Below are 17,177 nucleotides of genomic sequence, written 5' to 3'. Positions count from 1 at the left end.
GAAATGCCCCTTTTCAGTTGCCGGGGGTCTTGGAGGTCCTACCCGGTCCACGGTAGCTCAGGGAGGAATCCGCTGAGCCACGCGCCACGACCGCGGGGCGAGGAGCGACCCTGGCCGTACTGGCCGTCACGCTGCTCACCGGGTGCGAGGGGCGAGACGCCCCGTAGCGCAGGACCACCCCCGGAGCCGAGCCACTCCACGACCCGGTCTGCCGGCAGACGGCCGATCGTCATGGTTGCGGAGAAGGCACCGCAGGCGACGGCCGCGGTGCCCGCGGAGGTGCCGAGCGCGTCCTTCAGGCTGCGCTCGCGCGGAGCTCCACCCGATTGTCACTGACGCTCCCGCCCCCGAGACGGACGTGGCGTCCCTGCGTGCGACATGAGCCACCGTCACCGTGACGGCCCAGGGCTGAGCCGCTGGAAATACCCTAGAGTAACTTCTATGTCTGACCACCGGAACTCCCCCGTAGCCGGCATCCGCCGCGAAAACCTGAGCATTCCCGTCGCCTCGGACGCCGTGGCGGGCACGCTGTGGCTGCCCGAGGGCGAACCGCGCGGCGTCGTCGTCATGCACCCCGCCACCGCAACGCCCGAACGGTTCTACGCCGGGTTCGCCGAGTACGTGACGGGCCGCGGTCTCGCGGCGGTGACCTATGACTACCGCGGCACGGGCCGCTCCGGCGAGCCCCGGAAGAACCCGCACCTGCGCATGCGCGACTGGATGGGCGGGGACGTCCCCGCCGTGGCCGCCTGGACCCGCGCACGGTTCCCCGGGCTTCCACTGCACGCCGTGGGTCACAGCATCGGCGGGCACGCCATGGTCCTCGGCCACGGGCTCGAGGGCCTTGACCGGTTCGCGGTGGTCTCCTCCCACCTGGCGCACACCCGCACGATCGCCCCGCGGAAGGAGCAGCTGCGCGTGGCCGCCATGCTGCATGTCGTGGGCCCGGCACTGAGCCGGACCCTGGGGTACATGCCCGGCAAGCGGCTCGGCATCGGAGAAAACATGCCCACAGCCGCGATGGTCGAGTGGGGGTCGTGGGCACGGCGTCCCGGCTACTTCTTCGACGACCCGTCCATGGACGCGACGGCCCGCGCGGCCGCGGTCACCCAGGATGTGCTCGCGCTCGGCGCCTCCGACGATCCCTGGGCCAGCCCCGCGCAGATGAGGGCCCTGACCGGGCGGCTCACCTCCGCCGCGGTGGAGCACCGCACGTTCACCCCGGAGCAGCTGGGCGTTCCGCGCATCGGCCACCACGGCCTGTTCCGCCGCTCCGCCGCCGACGCCGTGTGGCCGGGCCTCGTGGACTGGCTCACCGCGCCGTCACCCCAGGGCTGAACGGCCCCGGCTTCCCGGGACTGCACGCTCCGGGTGGAGAAGGGCAGCCGCGACGTCGCCTTGGGCGCTCAGGCGTTGACGGGTCGGCGCACGGGCCTGTCCGCCGGCTGGCGCCACACGAGGGCCGCCACTGTCAGCATGAGCACCACGGCGATGAGACCGAACGGCACGGGCAGCAGCGGGATCAGTGCAGCAGCAGTGTGACGGACAGCGTCGTGGGCTCAAGGGCCCTCACGGCGTGTAGCAGCCCCTCCGTGAGGTGCAGCACCTGGCCCGGCCGCAGCTGCACGGGACCCTCCGGGAGCTGGAAGTCCACGCTCCCCCGGACCACCTGGATCAGCGCCGGGTGCGGTGCGGCGTGCTCGTGGAGCTCGTCGCCCTCGTGGAACTCGAAGGCGACCACCTTGACGCCATCCTCCTCCACCACCGTGGCAGCACTGGGGCGGCCCGGACGGGGTTCGCTGCGGCCGACCAGCTCTGAAAGGGTGGCGACTCCACTCCCGGAGCCGTGGTGGGTGGTGTGCTCGAACGAGTGGTGCGCCATCGCTTCTCAGGTCCCCTCCGTGAATTGCTCGAAACATAATCAGCATATTGCGTGCAAGATATTGGATCAACGGGGGTTCACCCGGTCGGAACCGCCGAGGGGCAGTCGCCCTCCTCCTGAGGCACCTCCCAGCTGACCCGGTGCACCGAACGGCCCACCCACGAGGAGGTCGTGGCCCGCCTGAGGACGCGCCCCCAGACACTCACCCGAGGGTTGCTGACACGAGGGCCAGCACGAACGTCCACACGCACACCACCGCGAGCATGCCCAGGCTGTAGGCGATGGAGCCGCGCATGATCTCACTCTCCCGCCCGTTGAGACCCACCGCGCCGGCGGCGATCGCGATGGACTGCGGGGAGATGACCTTTGCAGTGGTACCGCCTGTCGTGTTGGTCCCCACGAGGAGGGACGGGGCGGCGCCGATGCCCTGCGCCGTCGCCACCTGCAGCGGCGCGAAGAGGGTGTTGTTGTTGACCACCGAGCCCGTGAGGAACACGCCGATCCAGCCGATCACCGGGGCGATGAGCGGGAAGATGGGACCGACCGCGGCGAGCGCGGTGCCCATGGCGGTGGAGCCGCCGGAGTAGTTGGCGATGTTCGCGAGCACCAGGATCACGGCGATGAGCAGGATGGCCGGGCCCAGCGCCTTGAGTGCGCCCGCCAGCTCCTCCCCCAGTTCTTTGGCGTGCAGCTGCGGGGTGGTGAAGAACGTGATGAGCACCGCGATCAGGATGGCCGTTCCGGTGGCACCAAGGATCGAGAAGGTCCAGGTGGCATTGACGACCGTTCCGGCGGCGGTGGTCACGTGACCGGTGAGCCCGGGCATGGGCACCTTGAAGGTCGTGAAGCTCAGCGCACCCTTGGTGAAGAGGTTCTGCACGGCGGGGACGGACCACAGCAGGATCACGGCGGTGAGGATGTAGAAGGGGCTCCACGCGCGGATCACCTCGCTCGCGGGATGGCTGGCCTCAGCGGTCTCGGGGGCCTCCGGGGCACGCGAGATCCGGCGCGGGGACCACACGTGGCACACCGCGAACAGGGCGACCATGGCCAGCAGGCCGGCCGCGAGATCTGCCAGCTCGGGGCCCATGAACCACAGCAGGCCACCCTGCACCGCGCAGAAGACCACCGAGGAGACGAGCGCCGGGAGCCAGGCCTCGCGCAGGCCGCGCACCCCGTCGACCATCCACACGAGCAGGAACGGAACGAGGAACGTGAGCGGCTGGAGCAGCAGCACGAGGGCTCGCGAGAGTTCCGGCGTCTCCATGCCGGTGACCTGCGCTCCCACGAGCACGGGCACGCCAATGGCGCCGTAGGCACCGGCGGCCACGTTGGCCACGAGGCACAGCACTGCGGCGCGCACGGGCGGGAACCCCAGCTGCACGAGCAGTGCCGCGCAGATCGCAATGGGCACACCGAAGCCTGCCACGCCCTCCAGGAACGCGCCGAACGCAAACGCAATGAGCAGCACCTGCACGCGCTGGTCAGCGGAGACCGCGGCGATCGAGGAGCGGATCACGTCGAAACGGCCCGAGCGCACGCTCAGCCGGTACAGCCACACCGCCATGACGATGATGTACGCGATGGGCCACAGCGCGGTCAGCAGCCCCAGCAGACCTGCACCGGCCGCGGCGGAGACGGGCATGTGGAACACGAGCAGTGCCACCAGGATCTGCACCACCAGCGCGATGAGCCCCGATGTCAGCCCCGTGAGCTTGAACAGCATCATGCAGGCCAGGAACACGACTATCGGGATCGCGGCCGCGAGCGCGGTCAGGGGCAGGCTGCCCAGGGTGTCAAGAGATTGGGTCCACATTGGAGCCTCCACGACGTCCGGCGGGTGAGCAGTCTTCAAGGCGGGCTCGCGACGTCGCCGCGGTGCGCGCCGTCGTCAGCCGCCGGTCGCGTAGCGGGGCGGGTTCCGGGAGCCAGCGGACCCTCGTACCACCACCTGCGACGCGCCGCAGCGACGCCTTGATCACAGGGTCAACGCTAGTCCTGAACCGGGCAGTTCGGGCGGGAACCCTCCGCGGAGAGTGACAGGTGCGTAATGAGACACCCGGCTGCGGACCCCCTGGGGAACGGCACAGCCGCCCGGGGGGTCCGGAACCCCGTGAGTGGGAACGGGACACCGTGAAAATACCCACACTGTGAAATTACGATAGGCAAATCTTAGTTATTCTCAATTTCCTCGACACCCGCCACAACCCTTTCTGGCGGCAGTACCGGAAACGCCTCGGAACGCGTCCCGCAATACCCCTCCCGGCGTAGAATTGAGGGTGATGAACTCCCGGAGTTCAGCACTCGGTTCACCCATTGACGAGGGGCAACGATGACGGCAACCATTCAGCGAAAACAACGCACGTCAGCCCCGCCGCGCACACGGCTGCCGGTGTCGAACTTCGCCGCGAAAACCACCATGGCCGTCACCGGTCTCATTTTCGTCGGATTTGTGTTCGTGCACATGTACGGCAATCTGCACATCTTCCGCGGCCAGGAGGAGTTCGACCACTACGCACACTGGCTGCGCGAGATCCTGATGCCGCTCATGCCCTACGCGGGTGTCCTGTGGGTGCTGCGCGTCGTACTGCTGATCAGCCTGGTGCTGCACGTGGGCTGCGGGCTCCTGCTGTGGACGCGCGCCCGTCGAGCCCGCGGGACGTTCAAACGCACCGGGCTGCGTCGCGGCGACGCCCTGATGGCGCGCTCGATGCTCGGAACCGGCCTGGTGATCCTGCTGTTCGTGATCTTCCACATCCTGGACCTCACGCTGGGTGTCCAGCCGGCCGCATCCGGGTCGTTCGAGAGCGGATCGGCGTACGCCAATCTGGTCGCCAGTTTCCAGCGGCCCCTCGTGGCCCTCTTCTACATGCTCACCATGCTGGTGCTCACCGTGCACGTGGCCCACGGGACGTGGACCGCCGCCAACGACCTCGGCGCCACCGGCAGGCGGCTGCGGCAGCTCGCCGCGTGGGTGGCAGGGCTGGTCGCCATTGTCATCTGCCTGGGTAACATCTCGATCCCCGTCTTGGTTCTCCTGGGAGTGATTCAGTGATGACAGCATCCTCGACCACCCAGGCGCACGCCCTGCTGGACGAGCTGCGCACCGTGGGCTCGGACCTCCCTGGCCTGGGCTCGGACGTGCCCCCGTCCCAGATGTGGGCGGACCGGCGGCTGCACTACCGCATGGTGGGCCCGCTCAACCGTCGGAAGTTCACCGTGGTCGTCGTGGGCACCGGACTCGCCGGTGCAGGTGCGGCGGCGGCCCTGGGCGAACTCGGCTACAACGTGGAGTCGTTCACCTTCCACGACGCCCCGCGCCGCGCCCACTCGGTGGCCGCCCAGGGCGGCATCAATGCCGCACGCGCCCGCACGGTGGACAACGACTCGATCGCCCGGTTCGTGAAGGACACCGTCAAGGGCGGCGACTTCCGCGGCCGCGAGGCCGATGCCTGGCGGCTGGCCGAGGAGAGCATCCGGGTCATCGACCACATGAACGCGATCGGCGCGCCCTTCGCCCGCGAGTACGGGGGCGGGCTGGCCACCCGCTCGTTCGGCGGCGTACAGGTCTCCCGGACCTACTACACGCGCGGGCAGACCGGTCAGCAGCTGCAGGTTGCCGCCGCCCAGGCGCTGCTGCGGCAGGTCTCCACGGGACAGGTGAACCTGCACACTCGCACGGAGATGCTGGACCTCATCGTCGTGGAGGGCCGCGCCCAGGGCATCGTGGTGCGCGACCTCGTGACCGGGAAGATCTCGGCGGTCACCGGGGACGCCGTGGTGCTCGCCACCGGCGGCTACGGCAACGTCTACTACCGCTCCACGCTGGCCAAGAACTCGAACGTCACCGCCGCATTCCGGGCTCATCGGCGCGGCGCGCTGTTCGCCAACCCGTGCTTCATCCAGTTCCACCCCACGGCCCTGCCGGTCTCCAGCGAGTGGCAGTCGAAGACCACTCTCATGAGCGAGTCCCTGCGCAACGACGGCCGAATCTGGGTTCCCGTGAAGGCCGGGGACCACCGGCCCCCGGACGAGATTCCCGAGGACGAGCGCGACTACTACCTGGAGCGCCGGTACCCGGCCTTCGGCAACCTCACACCGCGCGACGTCGCCAGCCGGGCGGCGAGGACCGAGATCGACGCGGGCCGCGGCGTCGGGCCGCTGAAGAACTCCGTGTACCTGGACTTCCGGGACGCCATCGAGCGCCTGGGCCGCAAGGTGATCGCGGAGCGCTACGGCAACCTCTTCGAGATGTACTCGGACGCCACAGGTGAGGACCCGTACGAGGAGCCCATGCGCATTGCGCCCGGCGCGCACTTCGCCATGGGCGGGCTGTGGAGCGACTACGACATGATGACGTCGATCCCCGGGCTGTTCGTGGGCGGCGAGGCTGGCTGGGGCTACCACGGCGCCAACCGCCTCGGGGCCAACTCGCTGCTCTCCGCGTGCGTGGACGGGTGGTTCACGCTCCCCTACTCGGTGCCCAACTACCTGGCACCGCTGCTGGGCAAGCCGAAGCTCTCGCCGGACGACGACGTCGTGCGGGCCGCGGTTGCCGAGGCCGAGGCGGGCGTGCAGGCGCTGGTCGAGATCGGCGGCACGCAGGGCCCGGAGCGCTTCCACCGCCGGCTGGGCGACCTGCTGTACGAGAAGTGCGGGGTGACGCGCACCGCCGAGGGGCTGGCCGAGGGTCTGCGAGGCATCCAGGAGCTGCGCAGGGAGTTCTGGAGCGACCTGCGTGTGCAGGGGCGCCCGGACGGCTTCAACCAGGAGCTCGAGCGCGCCGGCCGCGTGGCCGACTACCTGGATATGGCCGAGCTCATGTGCCTGGACGCGCTGGACCGGGACGAGTCCGCCGGCGCGCACTTCCGTGAGGAGCACCAGACCGAGGGCGGCGAGGCCCAGCGCGACGACGAGCACTGGCTGTTCGCGTCCGCGTGGGAGCGTGCTGATTCCGGCGAGACCGGCGAAACGGGACCGCGCTACATCAGGCACCAGGAGCCCCTGGAGTTCCCCAGCGTCCCGCCCGAGACCCGCGACTACCGATGAGAGGAACATCCTCGTGAAACTCACGTTGAAAGTCTGGCGTCAGGAGTCCGGCGCCGAGGAGGGGCACTTCGAGGAGTACCTGCTGGAGGAGGTCGGACCCGAGTTCTCCCTCCTGGAGGCGCTCGACAAGCTCAACGACGACCTCGTTACCCGTGGCGAGGAGCCGATCGCGTTCGACTCGGACTGCCGCGAGGGCATCTGCGGGGCGTGCGGCGTGACCGTGGACGGCAGACCCCACGGCCCTCAGAAGAAGACGCCGTCCTGCCGGCAGCACCTCCGCTCCTTCGAGGACGGCGCCACCGTGCAGCTCGAACCGTTCCGCAGCGGCGCGTTCCCCGTGGTCAAGGACCTCGCGGTGGACCGCAGCGCGCTGGACCGGGTGATCGAAGCCGGTGGTTTCGTCTCCACCTCCGTGGGCACCGCCCCGGACGCGGACGCCATCCCGGTGTCCCACGAGTCCGCGGAGTGGGCTCTGGACCTGGCCGCGTGCATCGGCTGCGGTGCGTGCGTGGCGGCGTGCCCCAACGGCTCCGCCCAGCTGTTCGCCGGGTCCAAGACCATGCACCTGGCCACGCTGCCCTCCAGCCAGAAGGAGCGCAGCCGCCGGGCCAAGGGCATCACGCGTGCCGCCGAGGAGGAGTTCGGCCCGTGCTCGGTGTACGGCGAGTGCGCGGAGGTGTGCCCCGCGGGCATCCCGCTCACCGCGATCGCCGGGCTCAACCGGGAGAAGCTGCGGCAGGTGCTGCGCAACAAGGACGACTGACCTGGCCGCTTTCCACAACAGACGACGACGCTCGGTGCCCCTGGGAGGGTACCGAGCGTCGTCGTACTGGGCGGGTTCGCCGGGCGGGCTACATGGCGAGGTCGCCGAGGACCCACATCCAGCCCGTGCCCACCACGGTCCAGATGATGATGATGGCCACGGACATGATGAAGGCGACCTTGAACCACTCGGAGACCTTGACGTACCCGGAGCCGTAGACCACGCCGGACGGGCCGGAGGCGTAGTGGGAGATGGCGCCGAACAGGTTGCCGATGTAGCCGAGGGCGAGGGCCGCGAACATCGGCGGGGCACCCGCGGTGATGGCCGCACCCAGGAAGACGCCGTACATGGCGACGATCTGCGCGGTGTTCGAGGCGAACATGTAGTGCGCGTAGAAGTAGACGAGCGCCAGGATGGCAAAGGCAACAGCCCAGGGCATGCCACCGACGGCACCGGAAACCACCGAGCCGATCCAGGTGATGACTCCCAGGTTGTTCAGGTTCTCCGCCATGCCCACCAGGACCGCGAAGAAGATCAGGGTGTTCCAGGCGGAGCCGTTCTTGGCCATGTCGTTCCAGGTGAGCACCTTGGTGACCAGCAGCACCGCGATGCCGACGAAGGCCGCCGTGGTGGCGTTGACGCCAATGGCCGTGCCGAAGACCCACAGCACCAGGAGCAGCACAAACGTGGCCGCCATGATGATCTCACCGCGGGTCATGGACCCCATCTTCTGCAGCTCGCTGCGCGCCATGGTGGGTGCTTCCGGCGTGCTCTTCAGCGTGGGCGGGTAGACCTTCATGAGCAGCCACGGGACCACCGCCAGGCTCACGAGGCCGGGGATCAGCGCGGCCAGGGCCCACTGGCCCCAGGAGATGTGCACGCCGAGCTTCTCGGCGGAGGCCACGGCCAGCGGGTTGCCAGCCATGGCGGTGATGAACATGGCGCTGGTGATCACGTTGACGTGGGCGGCGGTGAACGTGAGGTAGGAGCCGAGCTTCCTGCGGGACTCGTCGGTGTCCGGGGTGGAGCCCTGGACCTCGGCGACGGAGCGGACGATCGGGTAGATCACACCACCCGCGCGGGCCGTGTTGGACGGGGTGGCCGGTGCGAGCAGGAGGTCCGTGACGGCCATGCCGTAGGCGATGCCCAGGGGCGATTTGCCGAGGACCCTGAGAAACATCAGGGCCACGCGGCGCCCCAGCCCGGTGAGCAAGAAGCCGTCCGCGATGAAGAACGCCGCGACGATGAGCAGCACCGCGGAGTTGGAGAATCCACTCAGCGCCTCCCCACTCTTGACATTCATGGCACCGGTGATCATGGCCGTGGCCAGACCGATCAGCGCCACCGACGGGGTGGGCAGAGGCTGCAGGATGAGCCCCAGGATGGTCGCGACGAAGATGCCGAGCATGTGCATGCCGCGGGGGTCCACGCCCTCGGGTGCCGGGATGAAGAAGATCACCGCGCCCACCAGCACCATCAGTCCGAACTTCCAGAGCATGGAGACGGTGTCCCGACTCATGGTTCTGGATTCGTGGGTGGAATCAACCTGATGGCCGGACATTTCTGCCTCCGAGTGTCGCTCCGGTGTGAGACTCTTCTCCCCTCAATTTTAGGCCCGTGGCCAGCGAAAATACGGCTCCTTGCTCATGGGCCCACGACCCGATACGTGTTTCCCGTCACTATTCATCGGGTGACCATGGGCAGGGGGTCAAAGGCCGGATGCGGGTCGGTTTTCAACCGCCCGTAGGTGTCGACGTCGAGGCGTTCTCCGTCCACCAGGAATTTCTGGCGCTGGGTTCCTTCTTTGACGAAACCAGCTCTTCTCGCGACGACGCCGGAGGCCGGGTTGTTGACGCGATGGCCGAGTTCGAGGCGCTCCAGTTCGCGCTCCGCGAGGGCCCACTCGGCGACCGTTGCCGCCGCCCGGCTCATGACTCCCCTGCCGCGCGCTCGGTCGGTCATCCAGTACCAGAACCACCCGTTCCGGTTGTCCTCGTCCACCGTGACGCAGACGAGGCCGATCAGAGCGTCGGAGTCGACGACGGCCCACGGTTCATGGGGCGAGTCCGGGCTCACGAGGCGGGCGACGTACGCCGACGCTTCCTCGGCCGAAGTGACCACGCCTTGACGGGCCATGTCGGGGTTGGAGGCGAAAGCCTGGTGAACAGCAGGGGCGTCCGACTGTCGCAATCTGCGAAGGAACAGGGCTTCATCGGGCACAGCAACATTCCTCACCAGTCAATGGTCGGACAAGCCTCGCGGGCTTCCCAGAGATGCGCCTTGGACGACGGCAGTAAAGTCACCTGGCACAGCCGATCCGAACAACGACAGTTCAGCCCGGCTCAGTAGTGGTAGCGAGCCTGCAAGATCACGAGATCCTCACCAGTCACGAGGTAGACGACCCGGTGCTCCTCGTTGATGCGCCGCGACCACGAGCCCCGCGCCCCGTACTTCAACTGCTCCGGCTTGCCGATGCCCTCGAACGGCTCGCGCAGGCAGGCATCGATGAGCAGGTTGATCCGTTTGAGGATTCTCCGGTCGGCGGTCTGCCAGTACGTGTAGTCCTCCCAGGCGGCCTCGTCCCAGACCAGCCGCATTCAGACGTCCCGAGACTGGCTGACCGACTCGTCGGAACGGTCGAGCTCGTGGACCTGGGTCTTCCCGACACGGGCACGATCGTAGGCGTCGAGCAGCCTGCGGGCGTTCGACGGCGACCGGAACAGGTAGGCGGTCTCCTGCCACGCCGCGTACTCGTCGGCAGGCATGAGCACCGCGTTGCCCTTCCGAGAGACGATCTCGACGGCTTCCTGGTCCTCGTTCACGCGCTCGATGAGCGGGAAGAGAGTCTTGCGGGCCTCGCTTGCGCTGATGGACATGGAGTACCTTCCCTACGTTGACTGGTACCTTTTTATGGTACCAGTCGACATCCTGGTGCGGTCCGCATGACGACGATCAGGCATGGGCTTCCTTCGCTGGGGACGTTGCCGACGCCCTCAGACAATTCGGCTCAGGCTGCTTCGTTCCTCAGGGGCCAAACAGGGCCAGGGGCACCACGGCGATACCATCCCGCCGCCGATAGGCGGTCGGACCCGTCGTGATGATCAGACCATCCACGAAACGTGATCCCAGCTGATCGCGCAGCCAGCGCAGGTGCTTGCCGTCGGAGTCGCTGACAGCCGCCGCGAGCTTCACCTCCGCCCCAACAACCCCGCCGTCGGGCCGCACGACCACGAGGTCCACCTCATGGTCGCCGTTGCGCGTCCGCAGGTGTGCGACGTCGACCTCCGCGGCCTGGGCAGCGACACGGACGCACAATGTCACCAACGATTCGAAGAGCGTCCCCAGCATGGAACCCGCCTGGGGACGAAGTGGCTCCCCTTTGCCGCCCAGCAGTGCGTCGGCGCCCAGGCCGAGGAGGCGAGCTGCCAGAGCAGGATCGGCCAGGTGGTGCTTCGGAGCCTGCCCGAGGCGAGTCATCGGACTGCCGGTCGGGGTCCAGGCCGGCACAGGGTCGAGAAGCCACAACGAGGCGAGCACCTGGCGGTAGGACTCGGCGGTCGCCCGTGCCGGCTTGTCGCTATGACCAGGGGTCGCCGCATCGAGAATCTGGGAGTAGCTCGCCGTCGTCGAAGTGGCGGAAGCATACGCTCGCAGCCAGGCCATCATGGCCTCCGGGCGACGGACCGCCAGGCCCTGCTCTGGCACGTCGCGCTCCACAGCATTGCGCAGGTAGGAGTCGAGCTGAAAGCCCCGGGCGCGGGAGCTCAGGCCGCGCATCCCCGGAAAACCCGAGGCGACGATTTCCTCCACGTATTCGGGCAGCCCAAGCGGTGACTCCCCCTGGATGGCATCACGTCCCACCAGAACAGCAGCCAGACTGACGGTCGGTGTGACCAGACCACGCTCGGCGAGCGTCATCGGACGCATGCGCAGGCGGCCGATCCGACCGGCTCCCGAGTGCTGCACAGTTCCGTCCTGCGGACTCGCACTGCCGGTCAGAAGAAACTGTCCGCCTGCGGCATCCTCATCTACAGCGCGGCGAACGACATCCCACACCTCCGGTACTTTCTGCCACTCATCGACGAGGAGCGGACGCGGGCGGCGGAGGATGATCTGTGGATCCGCTGAGACAGGCTCGCGAACGGCCTTGGAGTCCAGCTTTACCAACCCATCTGCCCGTTGTTCCGCCGTCGTGGTCTTGCCTACGGCCTTGGGGCCATCCAGTGCGAGGGCTGCTACCTCGCCAAAGAGGTCATCCAGCTCGAGGTCCACGATGCGACGGGTGTACGACATGCCTGAAGCATACCAGTAGCAGATGTGCAACTAGACAATACGCATGCTCTGAACTAGTCAGGACGCCGCAAATTTCTCAGAAACCCGGCCACCTTTATGGATATCGCGCTTCGACTACCTAGGGTCACGACCCACGCCCCCTTCACTCCAGTAGACCGGGGCTTTTGCAGGGATAGGTGACATCGAACTGTGCTGACCGAACCGCATGCAAGACGGCAGTTCAGGAGACGACCTCGATGACACCAAGTCCTCCTTGTCCTCCTTGCTCCAGGACCCTCAGCCTTCTACGTGTCAGCCCCGTGTGCGATGCTCAACATTGGCCAGCCAGAGACGGACGGAGACTCCATGAGCACCGCACCCGATACCCCAGCCTCGATCCCTGAGCACCTGCTCGAGACAATCACCGATGGCATGGACTTCCGCGACGACCAGAGATGGATCCCCTGGGCCTGGGGAGTCCTTGCCCGCGCTGGCGACGTCCCCGCGCAAGTTGATGAAGACGACCCCGATTACCCCCGTAGCCTCATGACGCTCGCGGCACTCGGCCGACTCTACGATCTTTTCCAGCAGGTCCTTTCAGGTCTGAGCGCCGATCTCGAGACGAACCCTGATCTGGTTGACGAGGTCCGCCCCGGTATCACAACCATCGAGCTCGCTCGCTACTCCGAGGCCGAAGGTGTCTTCGACACCGCGTGGCCCGAGACGGGCAGCGGGCTTCTACGAGAAGCCATCAGGACGCGGACTGAACAGATCAGTGCCCGCCTCGTAGAGCTTCTGGGTACCGCGCGTCTCTTCACATCCCTCTTCGTCACCGGGACGGCGACTGTCGCTATGGACGACGACACTGACGTCCCTGCGGACGCTCATTCACCGTCGGAGGATGCTTTTGACCGGTATCTCTCGTTAGTCGTCAATGATGACCCCACGGTGGACAAGCAGCGCACATACGAGTGGCTCAACGGCGACCTCGACCTCGGTTAACTCGTAACGATCAGCATTATCTGGTCGATCGCGTATATCCAAAAGTAGGGCAAGCTTAAGCGCCCTGGGTTTCGTTCCGGCCTACTTCTTCAAGGAGGATCGGAACGAAACCCAGGGCGCTTCATTCTTCCTGTTGCTACGAGAGAACGTCCTCGACCGCCAAACCTGGGGCACCCGGAAACCGCTGCGTATCGCGATCGTCACGTGGATCGAGCCGGCCTATCCCCGGCGCCGCAGGCAGGACCGCCTCGATCGATTGCCGCCGATCAAGTTCGATACCGTCATGACCAAAGCACTCAAATTGGTTGCCTAACCCCTGCCACTTTCTCGTGCAGCAGTCCCCCACGCCTCCTCGGCCAAGGGTTCGCGGTTTAGTTGCTCGCGGCGACGTCGCCAATCGGGGAGTTCCCGATCCATCAATTTCGTGAACCGCTCTCCGTGGCCCCGTTCAAGATAATGGATCATCTCGTGGACGACGACGTACTCCAGGCAGTCGGGGTGCTTCTTGGCGAGCTCGGCGTTGAACCAGATGTGCCGCGTCTCCCGGTTGCATGAGCCCCACTTCGTCTTCATGCGTCGAATTGTCCACTTCGGAACTGACAGACCCAGCTTGACCTCCCACGCGGCTATCACTTCGGGTAGGGCATGGCGTAGCTGCTGGCGGTACCACTGATCGAGGGCGACGCGGTGCCGAGCGCTATCGCCGCCCTCTGGGGTGTAGAGCACGAGCCGATCGCCGTCGATCTCGAAATGAGTGTCTCCGGGACGGTAAACGATCTTGAGGCGGTACCGGTTCCCCCAGACGTAGTGGGACTCCCCAGTAACCATCTCGCGCTCGGATTGCCGCTCGGCGTCCTTGAACTGTTGACGCTGCTGCTCGATCCACGGCAAGCGCTTGATAATGGCCAGCCGTACGGCATCGTCGTCGAGGCGAGTTGGAGCAGCCACTCGGACCCGGCCGAGTGGCGGGTAGACGCCGATGTGCAGGTTCTTGATGTCCTTGTAGATGACATCAATCTCGATCCCGCGGACGGTCAGGTAGGCGTTAGTGGTACTCATCGCGAGCTTTCACAAGGTCGAACAACTTGTCGAGACGGTCGAACCCATCAGGGAGTACCTGGGCGATGGCGCGTCGTACGTGCTTTTCCTTCATGGCATTACCGACCCAGTTGTGCGGCTTCGACGTCCGGATCGCGAAATCGACCTGGATCGGATGGGATGGGTCAGTGAAGTGGAAGTCCACCAGGGCGCGTTGCGCTCCGTTGTGCACCCACTCCGGGTACGCCTGGTCAGATCTTTTGCTGCCGAGTTGTTCCGCTGCATCAAGCAGTGACGCCAGGTACTGCTTGTAGTCGATTGCAGCCTTGCGGCGAGCCTCGAGGATCGAGTCGAGCAGGGTACTCATCTTGTCGTAGTAGGCCGGGTTGGTTGCATACTCATCGACGATCACCTTGCGCATGTTGTTCGTGATCGTTTCGGCGACGGCCTCGGGATCCTTTCTAATGCCGGGCGGCAGCTTGTCGATCACCCCAGCGCCAAGCTTGACGATGAGGTCGACGAGCCCGACGTTGTCGAACTCGGACACCACCTCGGAGTCGTCGGCCTGGATGTAGGTGTCGAGGAGGTGGCGCATACCGGCTTCGTACTGCTTGAAGTCGACATCCTCGCCAGCGCCGAGCTTGACTTCAGCTCTGACGTCAACGAAGTGGGCAACCTCGCGCTTAATCGCCTCAGCCTCGGTGTCGGTGTAGCCGGCTTCGGTCATCTCATTGGCAAGGTTGGCGAAACAGCGGGCGACGACAGTGACGGCCTTGTAGAAGGCGACACGCTTCTGCTCGTTATTTTTCAGCAACTCGCCATCGCCGTCGGTGGTCGCGAAGTAGCGCAAGTAGTCGACGGTGTTCTTCGGGTTCGATACCGGCTCTACGAGCGCCCGTACCGCTTCCAGCGCCTCGTCCAGATCCTGGCGTGCCTTCTCGATGCGGTCGGAGAGCAGACCCTCGATGTCCTTCTTCACATAACCGTCAAGCGCACCCGAGGTGTAGTCGGTGATCGCATCTTCGAGGGAGTTGAACAGGTCTTGGTAGTCGACGATGTAGCCGTAGTCCTTGTCGTCGCCGTCGAGTCGGTTGACGCGGCAGATGGCTTGGAACAGCCCGTGGTCGCGCATCTTCTTGTCGATGTAGAGGTAGGTGGCGCTCGGTGCATCGAAGCCGGTCAGCAACTTGTTGACAACGATCAGCAGGCGCATCTGGCCTGGATTCTCGACGAACTGCTTCTTGACCGCCTTCTCGAACTCCTCGACTCGGGTGACGGCGACGTCTTCCGGTTGGTCGAAGTAGTCAGCCAGCATCTTGCGGTAGGTGTCGTACTGGCGGATCTTCTCGGTCTTACCCTCGCCGGAGTTTTCCTTGGAGATGGCGCTGGCGTTGGGCACGTAGCTGGTGACGATGGCGCACTTGCCCTTGAAGCCACTGGCTACAAACAGGTCGTAGAACTTGCATGCTTGGTAGATGCTGGCGCCGACCAGCATGGCGTTGCCGCGCCCGTTCATCAGGCGGGGCTTGGTTTCCATGTCAAGCAGGATGTCGTCGACGATCTGCTTGGCTCGGGGCTCGCTGGAGACGACCTTCTGCATCGTGCCCCAGCGCTTCTTGAGTTCGGCCTTGCTGAGGTCGGTCATGCCCTTGGTCTTGATGTCAAACCACTGGTCGATCTTCTTCGGGCTGGTCAGGTGCTGGTCGATGTTGCGGGCTTCGTAGCGCAGATCAAGCACCACGCCGTCTTCGACCGCTTCGTCGAACTTGTAGGTGTGGATGAACGAGCCAAACGTCTCGATGCTGGTGGCCTGGTCGGCCTTCAATAGCGGCGTACCGGTGAAGCCGATGAACATGGCACCCGGTAGCAGCTGCTTCATGGCGGAGTGCATCTTGCCGGACTGGGTGCGGTGGGCTTCGTCGACGAAGACGAATAGGTTGCCCTTGACGGAAAAGTCCTTCGGGATGGAGGCGCTCAGCTCCTTGATGAAGTCACCTGCTGCCTCGTCCTGGTGCTTGTCGCTGTCAGCAGCGCGGAACTTGTGGACGAGCGAGCAGATGAGCCACTCCTGGCGCTTGTTGAGCGTGTCGATCAGGTCGGCGCCGCTCTTGGTCCGATAGATCTGCTCGTTGACACCCTTGAAGACACCCTCGATCTGCTCGTCGAGTTCGGTGCGATCGGTGATCAGCAGGACCCTCGCATCGTCCTGATGTTCACGGATCCACTTGGCCAGCCACACCATGGTTAGGCTCTTGCCCGACCCCTGGGTGTGCCAGATGATGCCGCCCTCGCGTTTGGCGATCCGTTCCTGAGCGGCCGTCACGCCGAAGAACTGGTTGTGTCGAGCGGTCTTGCGTACACCGGCATCGAAGACGGTGAAGTCGTGAATCAGTTCGAGGAAGCGAGCCTTGTTGCACAGTTGCAGCAGCGCGCGGTCAAGCGGACCAGCGACGTCGGACGGTTCCTTCCACGCCAGCCAGTACTTCTCGGGCGTGTCGATGACCCCATAGCGCAGCCCCTCGACGTCGTTACCAGCGAAGACCAGCTGCACTGTAGAAAAGAACGGCCGGATGAACTGCTTGTCCTGGTTGCCAAGCGTCTGCCGGATGCCTTCGGAGACACCGACATACGAGCGCTTGAGCTCAATGGTGGCGAAGGCGATGCCGTTGACGTAGAGCACGACGTCGGGCCGCTTGGTGTGCTGGCCGAGCACCGTGACTTCTTCGGCGATGACGAAGTGATTGGCGTTCGGATCGTTCCAGTCGATCAGCCAGACCGTGACCGTTGGGTCGCTGGCGCTCGGCTTCACCTTGATGCCATAACGCAGCAGTTCGTAGACCTCGCGGTTGGCTTCGTAGAGGTCATGGCCGGCGCTGACAGCTGCGGCCTTCTTGAGTTGGTCAATGGCGCGAGAGATTAGGAGGTTGGAGTAGCCGCGCGCCTTGAGGTTCTGGGTGAGCAGCGCCTCTTCGATGTTCGAGTTGCCCTGGCGGTACTCCCAGTTGCCCTGGTTGTCGTACCCGAGCTGCTCCGCGAACAGCTTGACGACGCGATCCTGCGTCTTGCGTTCGATCTGGCCGACGTCACTCACGCTGATGCCTCCATGGGTAGACGAACCCGGCCAGTCAGAAGTTGTTGCATCATGCCAGTCTTCATGGCGCGAGCTTTTGT

14 protein-coding genes are annotated in these 17,177 nt (G+C 65.7%); 5 read left to right on the top strand and 9 right to left on the bottom strand.

All coding sequences use genetic code 11. The annotated features are described in order from the left end of the window. Positions 1-441: 441 nt before the first annotated feature. Entirely contained in the window at positions 442-1,338 is an 897-nt protein-coding gene (locus Q9R22_RS10715; RefSeq protein ID WP_131332539.1) for a serine aminopeptidase domain-containing protein, read from the top strand. 184 nt (positions 1,339-1,522) lie between these two features. On the opposite strand, the gene Q9R22_RS10710 is transcribed toward Q9R22_RS10715, so the two are convergent. Both Q9R22_RS10710 and Q9R22_RS10705 read right to left on the bottom strand, forming a co-directional pair. Next, positions 1,523-1,882, bottom strand: coding sequence for a cupin domain-containing protein (locus tag Q9R22_RS10710; RefSeq protein WP_052160972.1), 360 nt, complete (start codon positions 1,880-1,882; stop codon positions 1,523-1,525). A gap of 202 nt (positions 1,883-2,084) precedes the next feature. Continuing rightward, positions 2,085-3,698: an L-lactate permease gene (locus Q9R22_RS10705; RefSeq protein ID WP_131332538.1), complete on the bottom strand. Its 1,614-nt coding sequence runs from the start codon at positions 3,696-3,698 to the stop codon at positions 2,085-2,087. Positions 3,699-4,214: 516 nt separating this feature from the next. Between Q9R22_RS10705 and Q9R22_RS10700 the strand changes: the two genes are divergently transcribed. From Q9R22_RS10700 to Q9R22_RS10690, 3 genes are read left to right on the top strand one after another with little or no spacing between them, the layout of a single operon-like run. After that, the gene (locus Q9R22_RS10700) at positions 4,215-4,937 is read left to right on the top strand and encodes a succinate dehydrogenase cytochrome b subunit (RefSeq protein WP_131332537.1); all 723 of its coding nucleotides are present in this window, start codon (positions 4,215-4,217) and stop codon (positions 4,935-4,937) included. Then, on the top strand, positions 4,937-6,931 hold the full coding sequence (locus Q9R22_RS10695; RefSeq protein ID WP_311254196.1) for a fumarate reductase/succinate dehydrogenase flavoprotein subunit: 1,995 nt from the start codon (positions 4,937-4,939) through the stop codon (positions 6,929-6,931). The genes Q9R22_RS10700 and Q9R22_RS10695 overlap by 1 nt, the downstream gene beginning before the upstream one ends. 13 nt (positions 6,932-6,944) lie before the next feature. Next, entirely contained in the window at positions 6,945-7,694 is a 750-nt protein-coding gene (locus Q9R22_RS10690; protein ID WP_131332535.1) for a succinate dehydrogenase/fumarate reductase iron-sulfur subunit, read from the top strand. Between the two features lie 88 nt (positions 7,695-7,782). On the opposite strand, the gene Q9R22_RS10685 is transcribed toward Q9R22_RS10690, so the two are convergent. From Q9R22_RS10685 to Q9R22_RS10665, 5 genes are all read right to left on the bottom strand, one after another. Then, on the bottom strand, positions 7,783-9,213 hold the full coding sequence (locus Q9R22_RS10685; RefSeq protein ID WP_131332534.1) for an anion permease: 1,431 nt from the start codon (positions 9,211-9,213) through the stop codon (positions 7,783-7,785). 164 nt (positions 9,214-9,377) lie between these two features. After that, complete coding sequence (locus Q9R22_RS10680) at positions 9,378-9,914, bottom strand: GNAT family N-acetyltransferase (protein WP_131332533.1); 537 nt, start codon at positions 9,912-9,914, stop codon at positions 9,378-9,380. A gap of 122 nt (positions 9,915-10,036) precedes the next feature. Then, positions 10,037-10,291, bottom strand: coding sequence for a Txe/YoeB family addiction module toxin (locus Q9R22_RS10675; RefSeq protein WP_131332532.1), 255 nt, complete (start codon positions 10,289-10,291; stop codon positions 10,037-10,039). Continuing rightward, positions 10,292-10,570 carry a type II toxin-antitoxin system Phd/YefM family antitoxin gene (locus Q9R22_RS10670; protein ID WP_131332531.1) on the bottom strand — a complete coding sequence of 93 codons (279 nt, stop codon included), beginning with the start codon at positions 10,568-10,570 and terminating at the stop codon, positions 10,292-10,294. A 148-nt stretch (positions 10,571-10,718) separates the two neighbouring features. Continuing rightward, entirely contained in the window at positions 10,719-11,987 is a 1,269-nt protein-coding gene (locus Q9R22_RS10665; RefSeq protein WP_131332530.1) for an ATP-binding protein, read from the bottom strand. Between the two features lie 345 nt (positions 11,988-12,332). Here Q9R22_RS10665 and Q9R22_RS10660 point away from each other — a divergent pair, with 345 nt between their 5' ends. Further along, positions 12,333-12,968, top strand: a complete 636-nt coding sequence (locus Q9R22_RS10660; RefSeq protein ID WP_311254195.1) for a hypothetical protein — start codon at positions 12,333-12,335, stop codon at positions 12,966-12,968. Positions 12,969-13,277: 309 nt separating this feature from the next. Here the strand turns inward: Q9R22_RS10660 and Q9R22_RS10650 are convergent, their stop codons facing one another. Next, positions 13,278-14,027 carry a M48 family metallopeptidase gene (locus Q9R22_RS10650; protein ID WP_131332528.1) on the bottom strand — a complete coding sequence of 250 codons (750 nt, stop codon included), beginning with the start codon at positions 14,025-14,027 and terminating at the stop codon, positions 13,278-13,280. Then, complete coding sequence (locus Q9R22_RS10645) at positions 14,014-17,097, bottom strand: type I restriction endonuclease subunit R (RefSeq protein ID WP_131332527.1); 3,084 nt, start codon at positions 17,095-17,097, stop codon at positions 14,014-14,016. The genes Q9R22_RS10650 and Q9R22_RS10645 overlap by 14 nt, the downstream gene beginning before the upstream one ends. Positions 17,098-17,177: the final 80 nt, after the last annotated feature.

Source organism: Kocuria sp. PD6, assembly GCF_031844145.1.
Taxonomy (GTDB): domain Bacteria; phylum Actinomycetota; class Actinomycetes; order Actinomycetales; family Micrococcaceae; genus Kocuria; species Kocuria marina.
The sequence above is the reverse complement of the archived record's forward strand: the minus strand, read 5'-3'. Positions and strand labels throughout refer to the sequence as shown.

Coding starts and splice junctions, on each gene's coding strand:
- Q9R22_RS10660 (WP_311254195.1), top strand. CDS start 12,333: ATGAGCACCGCACCCGATACCCCAGCCTCGATCCCTGAGCACCTGCTC.
- Q9R22_RS10650 (WP_131332528.1), bottom strand. CDS start 14,027: ATGAGTACCACTAACGCCTACCTGACCGTCCGCGGGATCGAGATTGAT.
- Q9R22_RS10665 (WP_131332530.1), bottom strand. CDS start 11,987: ATGTCGTACACCCGTCGCATCGTGGACCTCGAGCTGGATGACCTCTTT.
- Q9R22_RS10670 (WP_131332531.1), bottom strand. CDS start 10,570: ATGTCCATCAGCGCAAGCGAGGCCCGCAAGACTCTCTTCCCGCTCATC.
- Q9R22_RS10710 (WP_052160972.1), bottom strand. CDS start 1,882: ATGGCGCACCACTCGTTCGAGCACACCACCCACCACGGCTCCGGGAGT.
- Q9R22_RS10715 (WP_131332539.1), top strand. CDS start 442: ATGTCTGACCACCGGAACTCCCCCGTAGCCGGCATCCGCCGCGAAAAC.
- Q9R22_RS10700 (WP_131332537.1), top strand. CDS start 4,215: ATGACGGCAACCATTCAGCGAAAACAACGCACGTCAGCCCCGCCGCGC.
- Q9R22_RS10695 (WP_311254196.1), top strand. CDS start 4,937: ATGACAGCATCCTCGACCACCCAGGCGCACGCCCTGCTGGACGAGCTG.
- Q9R22_RS10705 (WP_131332538.1), bottom strand. CDS start 3,698: ATGTGGACCCAATCTCTTGACACCCTGGGCAGCCTGCCCCTGACCGCG.
- Q9R22_RS10685 (WP_131332534.1), bottom strand. CDS start 9,213: ATGAGTCGGGACACCGTCTCCATGCTCTGGAAGTTCGGACTGATGGTG.
- Q9R22_RS10675 (WP_131332532.1), bottom strand. CDS start 10,291: ATGCGGCTGGTCTGGGACGAGGCCGCCTGGGAGGACTACACGTACTGG.